Origin of the sequence: Streptomyces litmocidini (assembly GCF_014649755.1) — a bacterium.
In the GTDB taxonomy this organism is placed as follows: domain Bacteria; phylum Actinomycetota; class Actinomycetes; order Streptomycetales; family Streptomycetaceae; genus Streptomyces; species Streptomyces litmocidini.
The window spans coordinates 153149-177113 of record NZ_BMTQ01000005.1 but is presented as its reverse complement, the minus strand read 5'-3'; the positions used below and the strand labels follow the sequence as shown (position 1 = coordinate 177113).

The 23965-nt window shown below is 71.9% G+C and carries 16 protein-coding genes; 13 read left to right on the top strand and 3 right to left on the bottom strand.

Annotation, left to right across the window (positions count from 1 at the left end; genetic code table 11):
* Positions 1–28 precede the first annotated feature (28 nt).
* The 4 genes from uvrB to IE180_RS13045 all read left to right on the top strand — a co-directional run bounded on the left by uvrB (position 29) and on the right by IE180_RS13045 (position 6244).
* Positions 29–2173: an excinuclease ABC subunit UvrB gene (gene uvrB, locus IE180_RS13060; protein ID WP_190157020.1), complete on the top strand. Its 2145-nt coding sequence runs from the start codon at positions 29–31 to the stop codon at positions 2171–2173.
* Positions 2174–2324: 151 nt separating this feature from the next.
* Complete coding sequence (locus tag IE180_RS13055) at positions 2325–2903, top strand: TerD family protein (RefSeq protein WP_030692674.1); 579 nt, start codon at positions 2325–2327, stop codon at positions 2901–2903.
* A gap of 100 nt (positions 2904–3003) precedes the next feature.
* Positions 3004–5007, top strand: coding sequence for a TerD family protein (locus IE180_RS13050; protein WP_190157019.1), 2004 nt, complete (start codon positions 3004–3006; stop codon positions 5005–5007).
* 229 nt (positions 5008–5236) lie between these two features.
* Complete coding sequence (locus IE180_RS13045; RefSeq protein ID WP_190157018.1) at positions 5237–6244, top strand: TerC/Alx family metal homeostasis membrane protein; 1008 nt, start codon at positions 5237–5239, stop codon at positions 6242–6244.
* Between the two features lie 76 nt (positions 6245–6320).
* On the opposite strand, the gene IE180_RS13040 is transcribed toward IE180_RS13045, so the two are convergent.
* From IE180_RS13040 to IE180_RS13030, 3 genes are all read right to left on the bottom strand, one after another.
* Complete coding sequence (locus IE180_RS13040; protein ID WP_190157017.1) at positions 6321–7607, bottom strand: MFS transporter; 1287 nt, start codon at positions 7605–7607, stop codon at positions 6321–6323.
* 129 nt (positions 7608–7736) lie between these two features.
* Positions 7737–8393 (bottom strand): MBL fold metallo-hydrolase, encoded by a 657-nt coding sequence (locus IE180_RS13035; RefSeq protein WP_190157016.1) that lies wholly within the window; start codon positions 8391–8393, stop codon positions 7737–7739.
* A gap of 35 nt (positions 8394–8428) precedes the next feature.
* Positions 8429–9118, bottom strand: coding sequence for a maleylpyruvate isomerase family mycothiol-dependent enzyme (locus IE180_RS13030; protein ID WP_190157015.1), 690 nt, complete (start codon positions 9116–9118; stop codon positions 8429–8431).
* Between the two features lie 214 nt (positions 9119–9332).
* On the opposite strand from IE180_RS13030, the gene uvrA reads away from it, so the two are divergent.
* From uvrA to IE180_RS12985, 9 genes are all read left to right on the top strand, one after another.
* Positions 9333–12320, top strand: a complete 2988-nt coding sequence (gene uvrA, locus IE180_RS13025) for an excinuclease ABC subunit UvrA (protein ID WP_190157014.1) — start codon at positions 9333–9335, stop codon at positions 12318–12320.
* A gap of 229 nt (positions 12321–12549) precedes the next feature.
* Positions 12550–12984 carry a Rieske (2Fe-2S) protein gene (locus IE180_RS13020; RefSeq protein ID WP_190157013.1) on the top strand — a complete coding sequence of 145 codons (435 nt, stop codon included), beginning with the start codon at positions 12550–12552 and terminating at the stop codon, positions 12982–12984.
* Between the two features lie 276 nt (positions 12985–13260).
* Positions 13261–15258, top strand: coding sequence for an excinuclease ABC subunit UvrC (gene uvrC, locus IE180_RS13015; RefSeq protein ID WP_190157012.1), 1998 nt, complete (start codon positions 13261–13263; stop codon positions 15256–15258).
* The gene (gene rapZ / locus IE180_RS13010; RefSeq protein WP_190157011.1) at positions 15255–16217 is read left to right on the top strand and encodes an RNase adapter RapZ; all 963 of its coding nucleotides are present in this window, start codon (positions 15255–15257) and stop codon (positions 16215–16217) included. The genes uvrC and rapZ overlap by 4 nt, the downstream gene beginning before the upstream one ends.
* A complete protein-coding gene (locus tag IE180_RS13005; RefSeq protein WP_190157010.1) occupies positions 16214–17248 on the top strand; it encodes a gluconeogenesis factor YvcK family protein in 1035 nt (344 codons plus the stop codon). Before rapZ ends, IE180_RS13005 begins: the two co-directional genes overlap by 4 nt.
* Positions 17239–18228: a DNA-binding protein WhiA gene (gene whiA, locus IE180_RS13000; RefSeq protein WP_030205188.1), complete on the top strand. Its 990-nt coding sequence runs from the start codon at positions 17239–17241 to the stop codon at positions 18226–18228. The genes IE180_RS13005 and whiA overlap by 10 nt, the downstream gene beginning before the upstream one ends.
* A gap of 228 nt (positions 18229–18456) precedes the next feature.
* Positions 18457–21408, top strand: coding sequence for a M14 family metallopeptidase (locus tag IE180_RS12995; RefSeq protein WP_190157009.1), 2952 nt, complete (start codon positions 18457–18459; stop codon positions 21406–21408).
* Between the two features lie 217 nt (positions 21409–21625).
* Complete coding sequence (gene gap, locus IE180_RS12990; protein ID WP_190157008.1) at positions 21626–22636, top strand: type I glyceraldehyde-3-phosphate dehydrogenase; 1011 nt, start codon at positions 21626–21628, stop codon at positions 22634–22636.
* A 112-nt stretch (positions 22637–22748) separates the two neighbouring features.
* Positions 22749–23960 carry a phosphoglycerate kinase gene (locus IE180_RS12985; RefSeq protein WP_190157007.1) on the top strand — a complete coding sequence of 404 codons (1212 nt, stop codon included), beginning with the start codon at positions 22749–22751 and terminating at the stop codon, positions 23958–23960.
* The last annotated feature ends 5 nt before the right edge of the window (positions 23961–23965 follow it).

Sequence of the window (23965 nt, the reverse complement as noted above, 5' to 3'; positions counted from 1 at the left end):
TGTCGGTGCCGGGTCGTACGGTGGTTGCATGCGGCCCGTTTCCAAGATCGAACGTTCGGTGGCGCCCTTCGAGGTCGTCAGCGAGTACAAGCCCAGCGGCGACCAGCCGACCGCCATCGCCGACCTCGAGCGGCGCATCCGCGCGGGCGAGAAGGACGTCGTGCTCCTCGGCGCCACCGGCACCGGAAAGTCGGCGACCACCGCCTGGATGATCGAGAAGCTCCAGCGCCCCACCCTGGTGATGGCGCCGAACAAGACGCTGGCCGCCCAGCTGGCGAACGAGTTCCGCGAGCTCCTGCCGAACAACGCCGTCGAGTACTTCGTCTCGTACTACGACTACTACCAGCCCGAGGCGTACGTCCCGCAGTCGGACACCTACATCGAGAAGGACTCCTCCATCAACGAGGAGGTGGAGCGGCTCCGCCACTCCGCGACGAACTCCCTGCTCACCCGCCGGGACGTCATCGTGGTCGCCTCCGTCTCCTGCATCTACGGCCTCGGCACGCCCCAGGAGTACGTGGACCGGATGGTCCCGCTCAAGGTCGGCGAGGAGATCGACCGCGACCAGCTGCTGCGCCGCTTCGTCGACATCCAGTACACCCGGAACGACCTGGCGTTCACCCGCGGCACCTTCCGGGTGCGCGGCGACACCATCGAGATCTTCCCCGTGTACGAGGAGCTCGCCGTCCGCATCGAGATGTTCGGCGACGAGATCGAGGCCCTCTCCACCCTCCACCCGCTCACCGGCGAGGTCATCAGCGAGGACCGCGAGCTGTACGTCTTCCCCGCCAGCCACTACGTCGCCGGACCCGAGCGCATGGAGCGGGCGATCAACGACATCGAGCGCGAGCTGGAGGGCCGCCTCGCCGAGCTGGACAAGCAGGGCAAGCACCTGGAGTCCCAGCGCCTGCGGATGCGCACCACGTACGACATCGAGATGATGCGGCAGATCGGCTCCTGCTCCGGCATCGAGAACTACTCGATGCACTTCGACGGCCGCGAGCCCGGCTCCGCGCCCAACACCCTCCTCGACTACTTCCCCGAGGACTTCCTCCTCGTCATCGACGAGTCGCACGTCACCGTGCCCCAGATCGGAGCCATGTACGAGGGCGACGCCTCCCGCAAGCGGACCCTGGTCGACCACGGCTTCCGACTCCCCTCCGCCCTCGACAACCGCCCGCTGAAGTGGGAGGAGTTCCAGGAGCGGATCGGCCAGACCGTCTACCTCTCCGCGACCCCCGGCACCTACGAGCTCTCGCGCGGCGACGGCTTCGTCGAGCAGATCATCCGCCCCACCGGACTCGTCGACCCCGAGGTCGTCGTCAAGCCCACCGAGGGCCAGATCGACGACCTGGTCCACGAGATCCGGCTGCGCGCCGAGCGCGACGAGCGGGTCCTCGTCACCACCCTCACCAAGAAGATGGCCGAGGACCTCACGGACTACTTCCTGGAGCTCGGCATCCAGGTGCGCTACCTGCACAGCGACGTCGACACCCTGCGCCGCATCGAGCTGCTGCGCGAACTGCGGGCCGGCGAGTACGACGTGCTCGTCGGCATCAACCTCCTCCGGGAGGGCCTCGACCTGCCCGAGGTGTCCCTGGTCGCCATCCTCGACGCCGACAAGCAGGGCTTCCTGCGCTCCGGGACCTCCCTCATCCAGACGATCGGCCGCGCCGCGCGAAACGTGTCGGGCCAGGTCCACATGTACGCGGACCGGATCACCCCGGCGATGGAGCAGGCCATCGACGAGACCAACCGGCGCCGCGAGAAGCAGATCGCGTACAACACGGAGCACGGCATCGACCCGCAGCCGCTCCGCAAGAAGATCAACGACATCGTCGCGACCATCGCGCGCGAGGAGATCGACACCGAGGAACTGCTCGGCACCGGTTACCGGCAGGCGAAGGAGGGCAAGGGCGCGAAGGCCCCGGTGCCCTCGCTCGCCGCGCACGGCCCCGCGGGCAGGGCCAAGGGCAAGGGCGGCAAGGCCGGTTCCGTCGTCGAGCTCGGCGACCGGCCCGCCACCGAACTGGCCGCGATCATCGAGGAGATGACCGACCGCATGCGCGCCGCGGCGGCCGAGCTGCAGTTCGAGGTGGCGGCCCGGCTCCGCGACGAAGTGGGGGAGCTGAAGAAGGAGTTGCGCCAGATGAAGGAGGCGGGACTCGCCTGACCGGGGAGGGCGCACGGGCGGTCCGGTGTGTTGCAAGACCGACACAAAACCGGACCGCGTCTCCGCGGTGTCGGTGCCGCTGCGTAGGGTGCTCGACAACCGCACGCACCGGACAGCGGGCGCGGGGAACGCTAATGAGAGGGGCAAACGCGTGTCGGTCAACATGACCAAGGGTCAGGCCATCAGCCTGGAGAAGAGGGGCGGGGGCAGCCTCACCCAGGTGCGGATGGGCCTCGGCTGGCAGGCCGCGCCGCGCCGCGGTCTCTTCGGCTCGCGCACCCGGGAGATCGACCTGGACGCCTCGGCCGTCCTCTTCGCCGAGAAGCAGCCGGTGGACGTGGTCTTCTTCCGCCACCTGGTCAGCGACGACGGCTCGGTCAAGCACACCGGCGACAACCTCGTCGGCGGTGCGGGCCAGGGCGGCGACGACGAGGCGATCCTCGTGGACCTGGAGCGGGTGCCGGTCCACATCGACCAGATCGTTTTCACGGTGAACTCCTTCACCGGCCAGACGTTCCAGGAGGTGCAGAACGCCTTCTGCCGGATCGTCGACGAGACGAACGGGCAGGAGCTCGCGCGCTACACCCTGGACGGCGGCGGCAACTACACCGCGCAGATCATGGCGAAGGTGCACCGGGTCGGCTCCGGCTGGCAGATGACGGCCCTGGGCAACCCGGCCAACGGGCGCACCTTCCAGGACCTGATGCCCGCCATCCTGCCGCACCTGTAGGACGAGCCCGGCAGGGCACACCCACAGCTCCCGGAGGCGCGAGGCCGCCGGGAGCTGTCCGCATGATCCGCACCCGGGAACACCGAGGGGAACAGAGACGATGACGGCCGAGCTGGTCCGGGGGCAGAACCACCCCCTGCCCGAGACCCGACTGGAGATCCGGGTGTCGGCCGGCCATCCCGTCCTCGCCGGAGCCGCGCTCGGCGACGAGCAGGGCCGGGTCGCGGGCGCGGAGTGGATCGCCCACCCCGGCGCCGCCTCCCCGCCCGGTGTCGACGTGCCCGGAGGGGCCGCCGCCGACCACCGCCTCGCCGTCGACCTGGACGCCCTCCCCGGCGCCGTCCACCGCGTCTCGGTCCTCCTCGCGCTGACCGGCGGAGCCGTCCGTTTCGGAGCCCTCGCGGCCCCGTTCGTCGCCGTCGTCGGCCCCGACGGCACCGAGATCGCCGGCTACGCCATCACGGGCCTCGACACGGAGTCCGCCCTCGTCGCCCTGGAGTTGTACCGCCGCCAGGGCGCCTGGAAGGTCCGCGCCATGGGCCAGGGGTACGCGGGCGGGCTCGCCGCCCTCCTCGCCGACCAGGGCCTGGAGCGCCCCGCGGACCTCGCGGCCGCGATCCTGGCGACGGCGTCCCCGGCCCCGGCCCCCGCCCCGGCCGGCCCCGTCCCGGCCGACCTCTCGTCCGCCGCCGTCTCGTCCGCCGACCCGTCGCCCGCCGCTTCGTCGCGCGTCCCCGAGCCGGAGCCCGTACGCCACACAGCGCCGCCCACCGCACCGGACCCGGCACCGGCGGCCCCGTCGACCGCCCCGGACCCGGGACCGGCCCCCACCCCGGCGACGGGGACGGCCATCGGCGGGCCCATCGACTACTCCCATCCCCGGCGCCGGACGGCCCCCGCCGAGTCCGCCCCCGCCGCCGGGCCGGTCCCCGCCGCCGAGTCCGCCCCCGGCCCCGAGCCCCGGCAGGGCCCGCCCGTGCCGGTCGCCGGGGACGCCACGGGCTGGTCCATGGACGAGCGGCTCTACAACCAGGTGTGGGGCATGTTCGAGGACCTGGCCCGTACCGCCGCCGCCTACCGCAGCGCCTGCGACTTCGCGGAGTCCCGGCTCGACCGTGAGCTCGACGAGGTGCTCACCGACTACCGAGCCCGGGCCGGCGGCGCGAACGACGCCGCGCGGGCCGCCGCCCGCGCCCGGCGGGACGAGCTCGTGGAGCGCGCCCGGGCGGTCCTGGACCGGGACCTCGCCCAGCTCGTCGCCGAGTCCGAGGTCGTCGAGCCGGCGCTGCCCGTCGCCTACGCCCGCTGGGACAGCCCCGTCTGGCACGCCTACCGCGTCCCGGCCGAGGAGCCGATGGCCGTCCGCCTCGGCGACCTCCACCTCCCCGAGCGCACCGATCTGCGGATCCCCATGCTCGTCCGGCTGCCGCTGGAGCGCGGACTGTGGGTGGACTCCGGCCGGGGCCACTCCGAGGCGGCCGGGTTCCTCGACGAGGCCGAGCTGAGGCGGCTCGCCCTGGACTGCGCGGTGGCGCACGCGGCGCGGCTCCTCGCGGCGCACCCGGCCGGCGGTTTCACCGTCCACCTGATCGACCCGGCGGGCACGGGCGCCACGGCCCTCGCGCCCCTCGTGGAGACGGGGGCGGCCGCCCCGCCGGCCCGGGGAGCGGCCGGTGTCTCGGCGGTCCTGGAGCAGCTGACGGAGCGGGTGGACCTGCTGCAGATGGCGCTCCGGGGCGGAGCGGCCGACGCGCTGCCGCCCGGCCTGGACACGGCCCGGCAGTTGCTGATCGTGCACGACTTCCCGCACGGCTTCGACGACCGGGCGGTCGCGCGGCTGCGGTACCTCGCCGACGAGGGTCCCCCGGTCGGCGTCCACCTGCTGATGGTCGCGGCCCGGGAGGACGCGGCCGCGTACGGGCCGCTGCTCGACCCGCTGTGGCGCTCGCTGCTGCGCCTCACCCCCGTGCCCGACGACCACCTGGCCGATCCGTGGGTCGGTCACGCCTGGTCGTACGAGCCGCCGCTCCTTCCGCCGGGTAGCGGGATCCTCCGTCAGGTCCTCGGGCAGGTGGCGGCCGCCCGCCATGGAAAGCGGGCGTGACCTGGACTTTTGGATCTCCTTTACCCTGCCCTTTACCTTCTCTTGGTTTTTCGGGTAGTCTTCTTGGTGCGGAGGGGAGTACTCCCTGTACGCGGCGTACCCGTCAATACGGACGGATCATCAGTGATCCGATCCCGGGGCGCCGGCCCGGCGGCCCGTCCGCCGCCGGGTGGAGGAGACCTCCGGCAGCGACGACGCTGATCAGTAGCCGTACGACGCCGGAGGCGCAGTGGACGTTTCAATGACCCTGTGGGTACTGACCATTCTCGGTCTGGGTGCCCTCATCGGTGCCGACTTCTTCATCGGGCGCAAGCCCCATGAGGTCTCGGTCAAGGAAGCCGGAACCTGGACCGTCGTCTGGATCGTGCTCGCCGCGCTCTTCGGGCTCGGCCTGCTGTTCTTCGGCAACAGCCAGGCGTCCGGCGAGTTCTTCGCGGGCTACATCACCGAGAAGTCGCTCAGCGTCGACAACCTCTTCGTCTTCGTCCTGATCATGGCGAAGTTCTCGGTCCCCTCGCACCTCCAGCAGCGGGTGCTGCTCGTGGGCGTGCTGATCGCCCTGGTGCTCCGCGCGATCTTCATCGCCGCCGGCGCCGCGATCATCGCGAGCTTCTCCTGGGTCTTCTACCTCTTCGGCGCGTTCCTGATCTACACCGCCTGGAAGCTCATCCAGGAGGCGCGCTCCGACGAGGACGAGGAGGACTGGGAGGAGAACCGTCTCCTCAAGGCCGCCGAGAAGAGGTTCGGCGTCGCCGACCGCTACCACGGCACCAAGCTCTTCATCCGCACCAACGGCAAGCGGGTGCTGACGCCGCTGATGGTCGTCATGCTCGCCATCGGCACCACCGACATCCTCTTCGCCCTCGACTCCATCCCGGCGATCTTCGGCCTGACCCAGGACCCGTACATCGTCTTCACGGCCAACGCCTTCGCCCTCATGGGCCTGCGGCAGCTGTACTTCCTCATCGGCGGCCTGCTCAAGAAGCTGGTCCACCTCAGCTACGGCCTGTCGGTGATCCTCGGCTTCATCGGCGTCAAGCTCGTGCTGCACGCCCTGCACGAGTCCGGGGTGCACGTCCCGGAGATCTCCATCCCCTTCTCGCTCGGCGTCATCGGCGGCGTCCTGGTCATCACGACCATCACCAGCCTGATCGCCTCCAGGAAGCAGGCCCGGCTCGCCGGGGCCGAGGCCCCGGCCGCCGTCGAGGACACCCCGAAGGACAGCGTCGGGGCCTGACGCCCCTCCCGCACGCGTCGACGGCCGACCGGGACCACCCCGGTCGGCCGTCGCCGTCCCGTACCGCCCGGACGGATCAGACCGCGGCGGGCTCGGGCGCCGGACGTCCGGCACGGCCGGGGAGGGTCTCCGGGAGGAGGGCGAAGCAGCCGAGGCTCAGGAGCGCGACCAGCGTCAGGTACGCCGCGACGCCCCAGGGCGGGCCGGAGCCGCCGTCGGAGAGGGTGGTGGCGACGAGGGGCGTCAGCGCGCCGCCCAGGACGCCGGCCAGGTTGTAGCCGACGGCCGCCCCCGTGCAGCGGACGCGGGGCTCGTACAGCTCCGGGAGGTACGCGGCGATCACCGCGAACATGGTGATGAACGCCAGCAGCGAGCCCAGGAAACCGAGGAACATCAGCAGCGGCCGGGCCGTGTGCAGCAGCGCCACCATCGGGAACATCCAGAGCGCCGAGGCCGCGCACCCCGCCAGACAGAGCGGCCGGCGACCCCAGCGGTCGCCGAGCAGGGCCACGAACGGGGTGGCCGCGCCCATGACCGCCACCGCCGCCATGACGCAGACCAGCATCACCGTGCTGCTCACCCCGAGCCGCTCGGTGCCGTAGGCCAGCGCCCAGGTGGAGACCGTGTAGAAGACGGCGTACCCGACCGCGAGCGCCCCGGCCGTCAGCAGCACGAGCCGCCAGTGGTCGCGGACCACCTCCGCCAGCGGGGCGCCCGCGCGCCGCCCGGACGCGGACAGCTCCTCGAACTGCGGGGTCTCCGCGAGCGAGGAGCGCAGCAGCAGACCGCCGACCGCGAGCAGCCCCGCCGCCCAGAACGGCACCCGCCAGCCCCAGGCACGGAACTCCGCGTCGCTCAGCCCGGCGGTGAGCGCCAGCATCACCCCGTTCGCCAGGAGGAAGCCGATCGCCGGCCCGACCTGCGGGAAGCTCGACCACAGCGCGCGCCGGTGCTCGGGGGCGTGCTCGGCGGTCAGCAGGACCGCCCCGCCCCACTCGCCGCCCAGGCCGAGACCCTGCAGGAAGCGGAGGGCGAGCAGCAGTGCCGGGGCGGCGATGCCGAGCGACGCGTACGTGGGGACGCAGCCGACCGCGACCGTGGCGCAGCCCGTCAGGAGCAGCGAGGCGAAGAGGACCGGCCGTCGGCCGTACCGGTCGCCGACGTGCCCGAAGAGCACCGAGCCGAGAGGGCGGGCGAGAAAGCCGGCGGCGAAGGTGCCGAAGGCGGCCAGGGTCCCCGCCAGGGGCGAGAAGGTGGGGAAGAAGAGCGGCCCCAGGACGAGGGCGGCGGCGGTCCCGTAGACGAAGAAGTCGAAGAACTCGATGGCGGTGCCGACGAGCGAGGCGGCGGCGAGCCGTCCCATCGAAGGGGCGGAGGGCGGCCGGGACGGCGACGGAGGGTGACTTTGGCGCATGTCGCGCCAACTACCCCGCCGCCGCCCCGGTTACGGGGGCGTGCGGAGGTGCGCAGCTCGGGGGCCGTGCGCCCGGCGTCACCAGCCGCGCTCGCGCCACTCCGCGAGGTGCGGGCGCTCGTCACCGAGCGTGGTGTCCCGGCCGTGGCCGGGGTAGATCCAGGACTCGTCGGGCAGGACCGCGAAGAGCTTGGTCTCCACGTCGTGGAGCAGGCTCGCGAAGGCCTCCGGGTCCTTCCAGGTGTTGCCCACGCCGCCCGGGAAGAGGCAGTCGCCGGTGAAGACGTGCGGGTGGCCGTGCGGGTCGTCGTAGATCAGGGCGATCGAGCCCGGGGTGTGCCCGACCAGGCGGCGCGCGGTCAGCTCGACCCGGCCCACCCGGATCGTGTCGCCGTCCTCCACCGGTTCGTCGGTCCCGACCGGGATGCCCTCCGCGTCGTACGCGCCCGCGTAGGTCCGGGCGCCGGTCGCGGCGACGACCTCTTCCAGGGCCTGCCAGTGGTCGCCGTGCCGGTGGGTGGTGACGACGGCGGAGATGCCGTCGTCACCGATCAGCGTGAGCAGCGTCGAGGGCTCGTTGGCCGCGTCGATCAGCAGCTGCTCACCGGTCGCCCGGCAGCGCAGCAGGTACGCGTTGTTGTCCATCGGGCCGACCGCGACCTTCGAGATCATCAGGTCCGTCAGCTCGTGCACGTCCGCCGCGCCGCCGACCTTCACCACTCCGCTGTACGTCATGGCCTCAGACTAGCTCCGGCGACCGACGGCGGCGGCTACAGCGGGGGAAGCTCCGGCAGGGGGCCGCCCTCGGTCTTCAGGGCGGAGCCGTCGCGGCGGCCGGCGAGCCAGCCGAGGAGCTCGGGGGAGGGGCCGCTCACGGTCACCTCGGTGCCCTCCGCGGAGCCGGTGGTCCACGCGCCCGTGCCGTCCGCGGCCAGGACCCGGGTCGGCGGGACGGAGGCGTTGCCCGTGAACCGTTCCGTCAGGAACTCGATCTCCCGCAGGACGAACTCCTCCGGCAGGTCCTCCAGCTCGTAGCCGACGCCCAGGTCGACGTGGTGCAGGGCCACCTCCACCCAGCGGCGGAAGGGGATCCGGGAGGCGCTGTCGGTGACCCCGTTGCGGAGCTCGACCGTGCGGCTCCAGTCGGCGGGCTCGGCGCCGGCCTCCTGGAAGCGTTCGCCGGTCGCCCGCAGGTCGGCGAGCTGGGCGTCGAGGGGGCGGTCCGCGTCGCGCTCGATGTCGGCGTCGCGGGTCTCGGCGCTGGCGTACATCGGCCGGCCCCGGAGGACGTTCACCAGGGCGTCGGCGTTGCGGGAGACGTGGGCGAGGACATGGCCGCGGGTCCAGCCGGGAAGCCGTGACGGCTCGGCGACGGCCGCGTTGTCCCAGGAGGCGGCGTCGTTCAGCAGCCGCTCGGTCGCTTCTCGTACGGAAGCGAGGTCGCGCTCGTGGTCGATCATGGCCCGCACCCTAGGGGGTGTCGTGCCGGTGGGGCCAGATCCGGTCCCGCCCGGCCGTCGGGGCGCCCCGCGCGCCGCCACTCGTTCGGGTGAAGCGGTCTCCACGCGGCCGGAAATCGAATGTGCGTGCTATAGGCTCGATGGAAGCATCCGGCATCCTTGGTTGTTGGGTGTGTCAGGCACATCCGCTCTCTCAAGAAAGGTGCGGACCGGCGTGGCCGACCGTCTCATCGTCCGTGGCGCTCGCGAGCACAACCTCAAGAACGTCTCGCTCGACCTCCCGCGTGACTCCCTCATCGTCTTCACCGGGCTCTCGGGGTCGGGCAAGTCCTCCCTCGCGTTCGACACGATCTTCGCCGAGGGTCAGCGCCGGTACGTCGAGTCGCTCTCCTCGTACGCCCGGCAGTTCCTCGGCCAGATGGACAAGCCGGACGTCGACTTCATCGAAGGCCTCTCGCCCGCCGTCTCCATCGACCAGAAGTCGACCTCGCGCAACCCGCGCTCGACGGTCGGCACCATCACGGAGGTCTACGACTACCTCCGCCTGCTCTTCGCCCGCATCGGCAAGCCGCACTGTCCCGAGTGCCGCCGTCCCATCTCCCGCCAGTCGCCGCAGGCCATCGTCGACAAGGTCCTGGAGCTGCCCGAGGGCAGCCGCTTCCAGGTGCTCTCCCCGCTCGTGCGCGAGCGCAAGGGCGAGTTCGTCGACCTCTTCGCCGACCTCCAGACCAAGGGCTACAGCCGCGCCCGCGTCGACGGCGTGACCGTGCAGCTCACCGAGCCGCCGACGCTGAAGAAGCAGGAGAAGCACACGATCGAGGTGGTCGTCGACCGCCTCACCGTGAAGGACAGCGCCAAGCGCCGGCTCACCGACTCCGTCGAGACCGCCCTCGGACTCTCCGGCGGCATGGTCGTGCTCGACTTCGTCGACCTCCCCGAGGATGACCCCGAGCGCGAGAAGATGTACTCGGAGCACCTCTACTGCCCGTACGACGACCTCTCCTTCGAGGAGCTGGAGCCGCGCTCCTTCTCCTTCAACTCGCCCTTCGGCGCCTGCCCCGACTGCACCGGCATCGGCACCCGCATGGAGGTCGACCCCGAGCTGGTCGTCCCCGACGAGGACAAGTCCCTCGACGAGGGCGCCATCCACCCCTGGTCGCACGGCCACACCAAGGAGTACTTCGGCCGGCTCATCGGCGGCCTCTCCCAGGCCCTCGGCTTCCGCACGGACATCCCGTACGCCGGGCTGCCGCAGCGTGCCAAGAAGGCCCTGATGCACGGCCACAAGACCCAGGTCGAGGTCCGCTACCGCAACCGGTACGGACGCGAGCGGGCGTACACCACCCCCGCCTTCGAGGGCGCCGTCTCCTTCGTCAAGCGGCGCCACAGCGAGGCCGAGAGCGACTCCAGCCGCGAGCGCTTCGAGGGCTACATGCGCGAGGTGCCCTGCCCCACCTGCGAGGGCACCCGCCTCAAGCCGATCGTCCTCGCGGTCACGGTCATGGAGAAGTCCATCGCCGAGGTCGCCGCGATGTCCATCAGCGACTGCGCCGAGTTCCTCTCCCGCCTCACGCTCAACGCCCGCGACAAGAAGATCGCCGAGCGGGTCCTCAAGGAGGTCAACGAGCGGCTGCGCTTCCTCGTCGACGTCGGCCTCGACTACCTCTCGCTCAACCGGGCGGCGGGCACGCTCTCCGGCGGCGAGGCCCAGCGCATCCGGCTCGCCACCCAGATCGGCTCCGGCCTGGTCGGCGTGCTGTACGTGCTCGACGAGCCGTCCATCGGCCTCCACCAGCGCGACAACCACCGGCTGATCGAGACCCTGGTCCGGCTCCGGGACATGGGCAACACGCTCATCGTCGTCGAGCACGACGAGGACACCATCAAGGTCGCCGACTGGGTCGTCGACATCGGCCCCGGCGCCGGCGAGCACGGCGGCAAGGTCGTCCACTCCGGTTCCCTGAAGGAGCTCCTCGCCAACGAGGAGTCGATGACCGGACAGTACCTGTCCGGCCGCAGGGCGATCGCCACCCCGGACGTCCGCCGCCCGGTGGACCCCGGGCGCCGGCTCACCGTGCACGGCGCCCGCGAGAACAACCTGCGGGACATCGACGTCTCCTTCCCGCTGGGCGTCCTCACCGCCGTCACCGGCGTCTCCGGCTCCGGCAAGTCGACCCTGGTCAACGACATCCTCTACACCCACCTGGCGCGCGAGCTGAACGGCGCCAAGTCGGTGCCCGGCCGGCACACGCGCGTGGACGGCGACGACCTCGTCGACAAGGTCGTGCACGTCGACCAGTCCCCGATCGGCCGCACCCCGCGGTCGAACCCGGCGACCTACACCGGCGTCTTCGACCACGTCCGCAAGCTCTTCGCCGAGACGATGGAGGCCAAGGTCCGGGGCTACCTGCCCGGCCGCTTCTCCTTCAACGTGAAGGGCGGCCGCTGCGAGAACTGCTCCGGCGACGGCACGATCAAGATCGAGATGAACTTCCTCCCGGACGTCTACGTCCCGTGCGAGGTCTGCCACGGCGACCGGTACAACCGGGAGACCCTGGAGGTCCACTACAAGGGCAAGTCCATCGCCGAAGTCCTGAACATGCCGATCGAGGAGGCACTCGACTTCTTCGAGGCCGTCCCGACCATCGCGCGCCACCTGCGCACGCTCAACGAGGTCGGCCTCGGGTACGTCCGCCTCGGCCAGTCCGCGCCGACGCTCTCCGGCGGCGAGGCGCAGCGCGTCAAGCTCGCCTCCGAGCTCCAGAAGCGCTCGACGGGCCGCACGGTCTACGTCCTGGACGAGCCCACCACCGGTCTCCACTTCGAGGACATCTCGAAGCTGATCAAGGTCCTGTCCAACCTGGTCGACAAGGGCAACTCGGTGATCGTCATCGAGCACAACCTCGATGTCATCAAGACCGCCGACTGGGTCGTCGACATGGGCCCCGAGGGCGGCAGCGGCGGCGGCCTGGTGGTCGCCGAGGGCACGCCGGAGGAGGTCGCCTCGGTCCCCGAGAGCCACACCGGCAAGTTCCTCCGCGAGATCCTCGGCGCCGACCGGATCAGCGACGCCGGCGGGAAGGTCCCGGCGGCCCGCGGGGCGAGGAAGACGGCGGCGAAGAAGGCTCCCGCGAAGAAGGCGGCGGCCCCCGCGAAGAAGGCGACCGCCAAGAAGACGACGAGCCGCGCCCGCAAGGCGTGACGGCCGACCGGGCGTGACGGCGGAGGCGGGGTCCCGACCCGGGGCCCCGCCTCTCGGCGTCGGGGCCCGCCTCTCGGCGTCGGGGCCGTGCCAGGCCTCGGGTCCCGGACCCCGGCGCCGGGCCCCCGCGCCAGGTCTCAGCCCCCGGCGTCGGGCCCCGGGAGGCCGCCGGTATCGTCGGTTCGGTCACCCCTGGGTGTCTTGTCCCCGATCTCACCGTGGAGCGCACATGTCCGGCCAGTCCAGCCGCCGCACCGTACTGAAAGGCGCGGCGCTCGCCGGAGCCGCCGGGCTGGGAGTCGCCGCCTGCTCCACCGACTCCAAGCTCGGCCACGCCCAGACCCCGACCCCGACCGCGCCGGTCCCGCTCGGCGCCCCGGACGAGGTGCCGGTCGGCGGTTCCAAGCTCTACCGCGAGCAGCGGCTCGTCGTGAGCTGCCCGGCCAAGGGGCGGTACAAGGCCTTCAGCGCCCAGTGCACCCACGCCGGCTGCGTCCTCGACAAGGTCGAGGAGAACGAGGGCAACTGTCCCTGCCACGGCAGCCGCTTCGACGTCACGACCGGCGAGGCGATCCACGGTCCCGCCACCGTCCCGCTCCCCGAGGTCCCGATCCGCGTCGAGAACGGCAAGCTGGTGGCCGGGCCCGAGGCGCCGCGGGCCTGAGCGGCCCGGAATCCCACGGCCCCGCGCCCGGCTCCCACTCCGCGCCCACCGCACCCGCACCTGCTGCGGGCGCCCCAGCGGGACGATCGCCCACACGGGGGGTGCGGAAGGGGCGCCGTCCGGCCGGGTGCGGGCTCGCTCGGCGGCGCGTCGGCGGGCGGGGCGCCGCACGGCCGGTGCGGGCCCTGCGCGGTGGGAGCGGCGGCTCGGCGGGCGGGTGTTCGCGGGGCGGTTCGGCGGAGTGGGGTGTCGGTGGGCGCCAGTAGGGTGGTGAGCATGGCAGACCCCTCCAGCTACCGCCCCAAGCCGGGTCAGATCCCCGACTCCCCGGGGGTCTACAAGTTCCGCGACGAGCACCGCCGGGTGATCTACGTGGGGAAGGCGAAGTCCCTGCGTCAGCGGCTGGCGAACTACTTCCAGCCGCTCACGAGCCTGCACCCGCGCACGGCCACCATGGTGACGACGGCCGCCTCCGTGGAGTGGACGGTGGTGTCCACCGAGGTCGAGGCGCTGCAGCTGGAGTACTCCTGGATCAAGGAGTTCGATCCCCGGTTCAACGTGAAGTACCGGGACGACAAGAGCTATCCGTACCTCGCGGTGACGATGGACGAGGAGTTCCCGCGCGTCCAGGTCATGCGCGGCCACAAGAAGAAGGGCGTGCGCTACTTCGGGCCGTACGCGCACGCGTGGGCGATCCGCGAGACCGTCGACCTGATGCTGCGGGTGTTTCCGGTGCGGACGTGCTCGGCCGGCGTGTTCCGCAACGCCGCCTCCGCCGGACGGCCCTGCCTCCTCGGCTACATCGGCAAGTGCTCGGCGCCCTGCGTCGGCCGGGTCGCGCCCGAGGAGCACCGCGAACTGGCCGAGGACTTCTGCGACTTCATGGCCGGCCGCACCGGCACGTACATCCGCCGGCTCGAGAAGCAGATGGCGATCGCGGCCGAGGACATGGAGTACGAGAAGGCCGCCCGGCTCCGCGACGACATAGGGGCCCTGCGCCGGGCCATGGAGAAGAACGCGGTCGTCCTCGCCGACGCCACCGACGCCGATCTGATCGCCCTCGCCGAGGACGAGCTGGAGGCCGCGGTGCAGATCTTCCACGTGCGCGGCGGTCGCGTCCGGGGCCAGCGCGGCTGGGTCACGGACAAGGTCGAGGCCGTCGACACGGCCGGGCTCGTGGAGCACGCCCTCCAGCAGCTGTACGGCGAGGAGAGCGGCGAAGCGGTCCCCAAGGAGGTCCTGGTCCCGGCGCTCCCCGAGGACGCGGAGGCCGTCTCCGCCTGGCTCTCCGGCCGCCGCGGGTCCCTCGTCTCGCTGCGCGTCCCGCAGCGCGGCGACAAGAAGGACCTCATGGCGACGGTCGCGCGCAACGCCCAGCAGGCGCTCGTGCTGCACAAGACCAAGCGGGCCGCCGATCTCACCACCCGCTCCCGGGCGCTGGAGGAGATCGCCGAGGCCCTGGACCTGGACTCGGCGCCGCTGCGGATCGAGTGCTTCGACATCTCGCACCTCCAGGGCGAGGACGTCGTCGCCTCGATGGTCGTCTTCGAGGACGGGCTGCCCCGCAAGAGCGAGTACCGCCGCTTCCAGATCAAGGGCTTCGAGGGACAGGACGACGTCCGGTCCATGCACGAGGTGATCACGCGCCGCTTCAAGCGCTATCTGGCGGAGAAGGACCGTACGGGGGAGTGGGGCCCGGCCGGAGACGGCGAGGTTCCCGTCGGCGGCGAGGTCCCCGCCGAGGACGACGGGCGGCCCAGGCGCTTCGCGTACCCGCCGCAGCTCGTCGTCGTCGACGGCGGGCAGCCGCAGGTCGCCGCGGCCCGTCGCGCCCTCGACGAGCTCGGCATCGACGACGTCGCGGTCTGCGGCCTCGCCAAGCGCCTGGAGGAGGTCTGGCTGCCCGGCGACGACGACCCGGTGGTGCTGCCCCGCTCCAGCGAGGGCCTCTATCTGCTCCAGCGGGTGCGTGACACGGCTCACGACTTCGCGATCCGCTACCAGCGGTCCAAGCGGACCAAACGTCTCCGGAGCAGCCCGCTCGACGCCGTCCCCGGCCTCGGCGAGTCCCGCAAACAGGCCTTGATCAAGCATTTCGGCTCGGTGAAGCGGCTGAAGCAGGCGACAATCGAGCAGATCTGTGAGGTCCCCGGCTTCGGCCGGAAGACCGCGGAGGCGGTCGCCGTGGCCCTGGCCCAGGCGGCCCCCGCCGCACCCGCCGTGAACACGGCCACAGGAGAGATCATGGAAGACGACGGGGGCACCACCGCATGACCGAGCGCCACGCGCACGACGAGCACGACCGAGAAGACGGAGCAGGACACGTGAGTACGGGCACGAAGGAGACCCCCGGCGACAGCGGCGCCGAGGCGGCCATTCCCGAGCTGGTGATCATCTCCGGCATGTCCGGGGCGGGCCGGTCCACCGCGGCGAAGTGTCTGGAGGACCTCGGCTGGTTCGTCGTGGACAACCTGCCGCCCGCGCTGATCCCCACCATGGTGGAGCTCGGCGCCCGCTCCCAGGGCAACGTCGCCCGGATCGCCGTCGTCGTGGACGTCCGCGGCCGGCAGTTCTTCGACAACCTCAGGGAGTCCCTCGCCGACCTGGACGCCAAGCAGGTCACCCGCCGGATCGTCTTCCTGGAGTCCTCCGACGAGGCCCTGGTCCGGCGCTTCGAGTCGGTCCGCAGGCCGCACCCGCTCCAGGGCGACGGCCGCATCACCGACGGCATCGCCGCCGAGCGCGACCTGCTGCGCGAGCTGCGCGGCGACGCCGACCTGGTGATCGACACCTCCAGCCTCAACGTCCACGAGCTGCGCGCCAAGATGGACGCCCAGTTCGCCGGCGACGAGGAGCCCGAGCTGCGGGCCACCGTGATGTCCTTCGGCTTCAAGTACGGCCTGCCCGTCGACGCCGACCTCGTCGTCGACATGCGCTTCCTGCCGAACCCGCACTGGGTCCCCGAGCTGCGCCCCTTCACCGGCCTCAACGAGGAGGTGTCGAACTACGTCTACAACCAGCCGGGCGCCAAGGAGTTCCTCGACCGCTACACGGAGCTCCTCCAGCTGATCGCCGCGGGCTACCGCCGCGAGGGCAAGCGGTACGTGACCATCGCCGTGGGCTGCACGGGCGGCAAGCACCGCTCCGTGGCCACCGCCGAGCGTCTCGCCGCCCGCCTCGCCTCCGAAGGGGTCGAGACCGTCGTCGTCCACCGGGACATGGGGCGCGAGTGAAGCCGTACCGTCGGCGTGCCTCCACCCTCGCGGTGCGGCGTACGCTCCGCAGGCGCGGCGCCCAGCCCAAGGTGGTCGCGCTCGGCGGCGGCATGGGCCTGTCGGCGTCCCTCGCCGCGCTCCGCCGGATCACCGGCGACCTCACCGCCGTCGTCACCGTCGCCGACGACGGGGGCTCCAGCGGACGGCTCCGGGAGGAGCTCGGCGTGCTGCCCCCGGGCGACCTCCGCAAGGCGCTCGCCGCGCTCTGCGGCGACGACGACTGGGGCCAGACCTGGGCCCGGGTGATCCAGCACCGCTTCCAGTCCAAGGGCGAGATCAACGGCCACGCCGTGGGCAATCTGCTGATCGTCGCCCTCTGGGAGCAGCTCGGCGACCCCGTGCAGGCCCTCGACCTGGTCGGCAGGCTGCTCGGCGCCCAGGGCCGGGTGCTGCCCATGTCCGCCGTGCCCCTGGAGCTCCAGGCCCTGGTCAGGGGCCACGATCCGGAGCGGCCGGACGACGTGGACACGGTGTGCGGCCAGGCGACCGTGGCGCTCACCCCCGGCGAGGTGCAGTCCGTGCACCTCGTGCCGAACGACCCGCCGGCCGTGCCCGAGGCGGTCGCGGCGGTCCTGGACGCGGACTGGGTGGTCCTCGGTCCCGGCTCCTGGTTCTCCTCGGTGATCCCGCACCTCCTGGTCCCCGAGCTCCTCGACGCCCTGGTCGAGACGAAGGCCCGGAAGGTGCTCTCGCTGAACCTCGCGCCGCAGCCCGGAGAAACCGAGGGCTTCTCCCCGCAGCGTCATTTGGAGGTTTTGGGACGACACGCCCCTAAACTCGCCCTGGACGTGGTGCTGGCCGACGAGGCCGCCGTGCCCGACGTGCCAGCGAGGGAACCCCTCGTCGATGCCGCCAAGCGGCTCGGCGCCGCGGTCGAGCTGGCACCGGTGGCCGGGCCCGACGGCTCCGCCAAGCATGACCCGGAGCTGTTGGCCGCCGCGTACGACCGTATTTTTCGGATGCATGGAAGGATCGGCCCATGGCGATGACGGCAGCGGTGAAGGACGAGATCTCCCGGCTCCCCGTCACCCGGACCTGCTGCAGGAAGGCAGAGGTCTCGTCGATCCTGCGGTTCGCGGGCGGGCTGCACCTGGTGAGCGGGCGCATCGTGATCGAGGCGGAGCTCGACACCGCGATGGCGGCCCGCCGCCTCAAGCGGGACATCCTGGAGATCTTCGGGCACAGCTCCGAGCTGATCGTGATGGCCCCCGGCGGGCTGCGGCGCGGCTCGCGCTTCGTGGTCCGGGTGGTGGCCGGAGGCGACCAGCTGGCCCGGCAGACGGGTCTCGTGGACGGCCGCGGCCGCCCCATCCGGGGCCTTCCCCCGCAGGTGGTCTCCGGGGCCACCTGTGACGCCGAGGCCGCCTGGCGCGGCGCGTTCCTCGCGCACGGCTCGCTGACCGAGCCCGGCCGCTCCTCCTCCCTGGAGGTGACCTGCCCGGGACCGGAGGCCGCCCTCGCCCTGGTCGGCGCGGCCCGCCGGCTCTCCATCGCGGCGAAGGCCCGCGAGGTCCGGGGCGTGGACCGGGTCGTCGTCCGCGACGGCGACGCCATCGGCGCCCTCCTCACCCGGCTCGGCGCGCACGAGTCGGTGCTCGCCTGGGAGGAGCGGCGGATGCGGCGCGAGGTCCGCGCCACCGCCAACCGCCTGGCCAACTTCGACGACGCCAACCTGCGCCGCTCGGCCCGCGCCGCCGTCGCCGCCGGCGCCCGGGTGCAGCGCGCCCTGGAGATCCTCGGCGAGGAGGTGCCCGAGCACCTCGCCGCCGCGGGCCGGCTCCGCATGGAGCACAAGCAGGCCTCCCTGGAGGAGCTGGGCGCGCTCGCCGATCCGCCGCTGACCAAGGACGCGGTGGCCGGCCGGATCCGCCGGCTGCTCGCGATGGCCGACAAGCGGGCGCAGGACCTGGGCATCCCGGGGACCGAGTCCAACCTGACGGAGGAGCTCGACGACAGCCTCGTCGGCTGACCGGATCCGCCGGCCCACGGAGCCCCGCACGGCGAGCCCGTACGACGGGCCCCCACGGCGAACCCGTACGAGGAGCTCGTGCGGAGCCCCGAACTCCGCGCTGCCGGTGCCTTTCTGAGGCACCGGCAGCTTTTTCGTACGCCCCGCGAGGCACCCTTGACAGTCCCATGAGCGCCCAAGAGCCTGGCGTCTGTTCACCTTCGAGGCAGACAACGGCAAGGGGGGCACATGAGACGCAGAGCGAGATCGATCCTCGCCGCGGCTTCACTGCTGATCGCGGGAGTGGCGGCGGCACCCGACGCAGGGGCACGGCCGAACGACCGGGACGGCGGCGACGCCCTCTCCGTGTGGCGGGCCGAGGTCACCCGGGAGCAGGTCCCGCTGCTCCTGGAGGCCGGTGCCGACGCCCGTGAACTCACCGAGCAGGTCCCGGCGAAGGGTTCCGCCACGGTCGAGCTCTTCCTCACCGGCCGGCAGGCCGGGCAGCTGCGCGGCCAGGGCGTCGAGATCGCCGAGCACCACCTCACCGCCCCGGCGGCGAAGCGGGTCGTCGCCGCCGGCGACGGCGTCTTCCGCCCGTACGGCGGGCCGAACGGCCTCAAGCAGGAGATCCTGGACACCGCACGGGCCAACCCCGGTCTGACCAAGGTCGTCTCCATCGGCAGGACCCTCAGGGGTCAGGACATCCTCGCCCTCAAGCTGACCAAGGGCGCGCGGAAGACCGAGGACGGCTCGAAGCCCGCCACGCTGTACATGTCCAACCAGCACGCGCGCGAGTGGATCACCCCCGAGATGACCCGGCGGCTGATGCACCACTACCTCGACCGCTACGGCAAGGACGAGCGGATCACCCGGATCGTCGACTCCACCGAGCTGTGGTTCGTGCTCTCCGCCAACCCGGACGGCTACGACTACACGCACGCCGACCCCGCCCACCGCCAGTGGCGGAAGAACCTCCGCGACAACGACGGGGACGGGAAGCTCGGCCCCGGCGACGGCGTCGACCTCAACCGCAACTTCGCCTACAAGTGGGGCTACGACAACGAGGGTTCGTCCTCCGACCCGGCCGACGAGACCTTCCGCGGCAAGGGCCCCATGTCGGAGCCCGAGACGAGGGCCCTGGACGCCTTCCAGAAGCGCATCGGCTTCGCGTACGGCGTCAACTACCACTCGGCCTCCCAGCTCCTGCTGTACGGCGTCGGCTGGCAGGTCGCCACCGACACCCCCGACGACGTGGCCCTCAAGGCCCTCGCCGGCACCCCGCAGAAGCCCGCCGTGCCCGGCTACCGCCCGCAGGTCTCCTCGGAGCTGTACATCACCAACGGCGAGGCGGACGGACACGCCGCCAACGTCAACGGGATGCAGATGTTCACCCCGGAGATGTCGACCTGCGCCACCGCCTCCCGCGTCGACCCGAACGACGCCTGGAACCCGGCCGACTGTGCCTCCGCCTTCACCTTCCCGGACGACGAGAAGCTGATCCAGGCCGAGTTCGCCAAGAACGTCCCCTTCGCGCTCGCCGTCGCCGAGACCGCCGCCCACCCGGACCGGCCCGTCTCCCCGGTCGGCATCGACGCCCCCGACCTCACCCCGAAGACCTTCACCACCTCCTACGCCCGGGGCCGGAAGCAGCAGGTCGCCGTCACCGCGCGCAAGTCGCTGCGCGGCAAGACCCTCACGTACCGGATCAACGGCGGCCGCCCCCACAGCGAGAAGCTGGAGGCCTGGAAGGGCGGCGAGACCTACGGAGGGGACGACAACCTCTACTTCGACGAGTACCGCGCCGAGGTCGGGGGAGCCCGCCCCGGCGACTCCGTCGAGGTCCGGTTCACCGCCCGCACCCGCGAGGGCCGCGCCACCTCCTCCGCCCCCTTCACCTACGAGGTGGCCGAGCGTCCCCGCGGCGACGTGCTCGTCCTCGCCGACGAGGGCGGCACCACCGCCGCCCGGCACGCCGACGCCTACGTGAAGGCGCTCGCCGACAACGGCCGCGGGGCCGCCGTCTGGGACGTCGCCGCCCAGGGCGCCCCGGACGCCCTCGGGGTGCTCTCCCACTTCCGCACCGTCGTCTGGTACACCGGCGCCGAGCGCCCCTCCGGCGCCGCCCAGCTCGCCGTCCGCGCCTACCTCAACGAGGGCGGCAAACTGGTCAACGCCGGAGAGAAGTCCGGCGGACCCACCGAGGTCGGCCCGGCCGAGACCAACGACTTCGCCCAGTACTACCTCGGCGCCTACCACCGCGCGGGCCTCAAGAACCCGCCCGCCTTCGCCGGCACGGGCGCCTTCGCGGGCGTCGGCGCGACCCTCGGCGCCGCCGCCGACAACCCGCTGGACGACGCGGGCGCGTACACCGTCACTTCGGACACCCTGGAGCCGGAGGAGTTCCCGCAGTTCGCGAGCAGTGCCTCCGCGGGCGACTACCCGGGCATCCGCACCCCCTTCGAGCCCGCCGAGGGATCGGGCTTCGCGGCCGTCAAGCACGCCGACGACACCTGGGCCCGGCTCGCCAGGACCGTCGACCTCACCGGCGTCGCCGCCGCGTCGCGGCCCCGCCTGGACTTCCAGGTCAGCTACGACACCGAGCCCGGTTACGACAACCTCGTCGTCGAGGCCCACACCGTCGGCCAGGACGACTGGACGACGCTGCCCGACCTGGGCGGCGGCACCTCCGCCCGGCCCCCGGCCGACTGCGGCGACGGCTACTACGTCCGCGGCCACCCCTTCCTCTCCCACTACCTCACCGTCGGCGAGGACGGCTGCGCGCCCACCGGCACCACCGGCTCCTGGAACGCCTTCACCGGCCCCTCCAACGGCTGGCGGCAGGCCTCCGTCGACCTGAGCGCCTGGGCGGGCAAGAAGGTCGAGCTCTCGATCTCGTACGTCTCCGACCCCAGTACGGGCGGGACGGGCGCCTTCGTCGACGACACCCGGCTCGTCACCGGCGCCACGACCGAGACGGAGGGCTTCGAGACCTCCCTCGGCGCCTGGTCCACCCCCGGGGCCCCGGCCGGCAGCCCCGGCAACGCCTCCGACTGGACGCGTTCCGCGGCGCTCTTCCACTCCCGGGCGGCGGTCACCACGCGTGACACCGTCCTCCTCGGCTACGGCCTGGAGCACGTGCCCGGCGCGGCGGAGCGCGCCCGGATCGTCGGCCGCGCCCTGGAGGCGCTCCGGCGCTGACGGAGAGTAGCGGGGACAAAGGTCCCAAGGCGGCCCGTACCCGGTGGTAGGGGCGGGCCGTCGGCCGTTTTTCCATACTTTCCGGGCTCATCCGGATGTGCAGGATGTCACTCGCCGGCGGTGGGAGAGGTAGGGTCGTAAGCGGTCGGGGACATCCCAAGAACACACATCTCGCCGGCGTCGAGCACACCGGCGTACCTAACGAGGAGATCGGTTCGTGACGATCCGCGTAGGCATCAACGGCTTTGGCCGCATCGGCCGGAACTACTTCCGCGCGCTCCTTGAGCAGGGTGCCGACATCGAGGTCGTGGCAGTCAACGACCTGGGTGACACCGCGACCACCGCACACCTGCTGAAGTACGACACCATCCTGGGCCGCCTCAAGGCCGAGGTGACCCACACCGCCGACACCATCACCGTCGACGGCCACACCATCAAGGTGCTGTCCGAGCGCGACCCGGCCGACATCCCCTGGGGCGACCTGGGCGTCGACATCGTCATCGAGTCGACGGGCATCTTCACGAAGAGGGCGGACGCCGCGAAGCACCTCGCCGGCGGCGCCAAGAAGGTCCTCATCTCGGCTCCGGCCACCGACGAGGACATCACCATCGTCATGGGCGTCAACCAGGACAAGTACGACCCGGCGCAGCACGACGTCATCTCCAACGCGTCCTGCACCACCAACTGCGTCGCGCCGATGGCCAAGGTCCTCGACGAGAACTTCGGCATCGTCAAGGGCCTGATGACCACGGTCCACGCGTACACCAACGACCAGCGCATCCTGGACTTCCCGCACAAGGACCTGCGCCGCGCCCGTGCCGCCGCGGAGAACATCATCCCGACCACGACGGGTGCCGCCAAGGCCACCGCCCTGGTCCTCCCGCAGCTCAAGGGCAAGCTCGACGGCATCGCCATGCGCGTCCCGGTCCCGACGGGTTCCGCCACCGACCTGGTCGTCACCCTCGACCGCGAGGTCACCAAGGACGAGGTCAACGCCGCGTTCAAGAAGGCCGCCGAAGACGGCGACCTCAAGGGAATCCTCTTCTACACCGAGGACCCGATCGTCTCCTCGGACATCGTCAGCGACCCGGCGTCCTGCACCTTCGACGCCTCCCTGACGATGGTCCAGGAGGGCAGCACGGTCAAGATCCTCGGCTGGTACGACAACGAGTGGGGCTACTCCAACCGTCTCGTCGACCTCACCGTCTTCGTCGGCGGCCGGCTCTAAGCACTAGGGTTCAGGGCAGGTTTTCGATGTGAGCAGGGCTCGGGCAGCGCAATGCCGCGCTGTGCGAGCCCTGTTTGTGTGCTCCACCGCGTACCAAGGAGTCTGTTAACAGATGAAGACGATCGACGAGCTTCTCGAAGCCGGCGTCGCGGGCAAGCGCGTGTTCGTGCGCGCTGACCTCAACGTGCCGCTCGAAGGCACCAAGATCACCGACGACGGCCGCATCCGCGCCGTCGTCCCCACGGTCAAGGCGCTCGCCGACGCCGGCGCGCGCGTCGTGGTCGCCTCGCACCTGGGCCGTCCCAAGGGCGCCCCGGACCCGGCGTTCTCGCTCGCCCCGGCCGCCGCGCGCCTCGGCGAACTGCTCGGCGCCGAGGTGGCCTTCGCGACCGACACCGTCGGCGACTCCGCCCGGGAGACCGTCGCGGGCCTCGCCGACGGCCGGGTGGCCGTCATCGAGAACCTCCGCTTCAACGCCGGCGAGACCTCGAAGGACGACGCCGAGCGCGGCGCCTTCGCGGACCAGCTGGCCGCCCTCGCCGACCTGTACGTCGGCGACGGCTTCGGCGCCGTGCACCGCAAGCACGCCTCGGTCTTCGACCTCCCGGGCAAGCTGCCGCACTACGCCGGCCACCTCATCGCCACCGAGGTCGGCGTCCTGAGGAAGCTCACCGACGACGTCCGGCGGCCGTACGTGGTCGTGCTCGGCGGCGCCAAGGTCTCCGACAAGCTCGGCGTGATCGACCACCTCCTGGAGAAGGCCGACCGCATCCTCATCGGCGGCGGCATGGCGTACACCTTCCTCAAGGCCCAGGGCCACGAGGTCGGCATCTCGCTGCTCCAGGAGGACCAGATCCCGGCGGTCCAGGGCTACCTGGAGCGCGCGAAGGAGCGCGGCGTGGAGTTCGTGCTCCCCGTCGACGTCCTGGTCTCGGCCGAGTTCCCGGACCTGAAGACCAAGGCTCCGGCCAACCCGACCACGGTCGCCGCGGACGCCATCCCGGCGGACCAGGAGGGCCTGGACATCGGTCCGGAGACCCGTAAGCTCTACGCCTCGAAGCTCTCCGACGCGGCCACCGTCTTCTGGAACGGTCCGATGGGCGTCTTCGAGCACCCCGACTACGCCGAGGGCACCAAGGCCGTCGCCCAGGCGCTCGTCGACTCCCCGGCCTTCACGGTGGTCGGCGGTGGCGACTCCGCCGCGGCCGTCCGCACCCTGGGCTTCGACGAGAAGGCATTCGGCCACATTTCGACCGGCGGCGGCGCCTCCCTCGAATACCTCGAGGGCAAGACGCTTCCCGGCCTCGCCGCACTGGAGGACTGAACACC

Excerpts from the sequence above, each read along its gene's own strand:
- uvrB (WP_190157020.1), top strand. The coding sequence starts at position 29 with ATGCGGCCCGTTTCCAAGATCGAACGTTCGGTGGCGCCCTTCGAGGTC.
- IE180_RS13050 (WP_190157019.1), top strand. The coding sequence starts at position 3,004 with ATGACGGCCGAGCTGGTCCGGGGGCAGAACCACCCCCTGCCCGAGACC.
- IE180_RS13040 (WP_190157017.1), bottom strand. The coding sequence starts at position 7,607 with ATGGGACGGCTCGCCGCCGCCTCGCTCGTCGGCACCGCCATCGAGTTC.
- IE180_RS13035 (WP_190157016.1), bottom strand. The coding sequence starts at position 8,393 with ATGACGTACAGCGGAGTGGTGAAGGTCGGCGGCGCGGCGGACGTGCAC.
- IE180_RS13030 (WP_190157015.1), bottom strand. The coding sequence starts at position 9,118 with ATGATCGACCACGAGCGCGACCTCGCTTCCGTACGAGAAGCGACCGAG.
- IE180_RS13020 (WP_190157013.1), top strand. The coding sequence starts at position 12,550 with ATGTCCGGCCAGTCCAGCCGCCGCACCGTACTGAAAGGCGCGGCGCTC.
- uvrC (WP_190157012.1), top strand. The coding sequence starts at position 13,261 with ATGGCAGACCCCTCCAGCTACCGCCCCAAGCCGGGTCAGATCCCCGAC.
- rapZ (WP_190157011.1), top strand. The coding sequence starts at position 15,255 with ATGACCGAGCGCCACGCGCACGACGAGCACGACCGAGAAGACGGAGCA.
- whiA (WP_030205188.1), top strand. The coding sequence starts at position 17,239 with ATGGCGATGACGGCAGCGGTGAAGGACGAGATCTCCCGGCTCCCCGTC.
- IE180_RS12995 (WP_190157009.1), top strand. The coding sequence starts at position 18,457 with ATGAGACGCAGAGCGAGATCGATCCTCGCCGCGGCTTCACTGCTGATC.
- IE180_RS12985 (WP_190157007.1), top strand. The coding sequence starts at position 22,749 with ATGAAGACGATCGACGAGCTTCTCGAAGCCGGCGTCGCGGGCAAGCGC.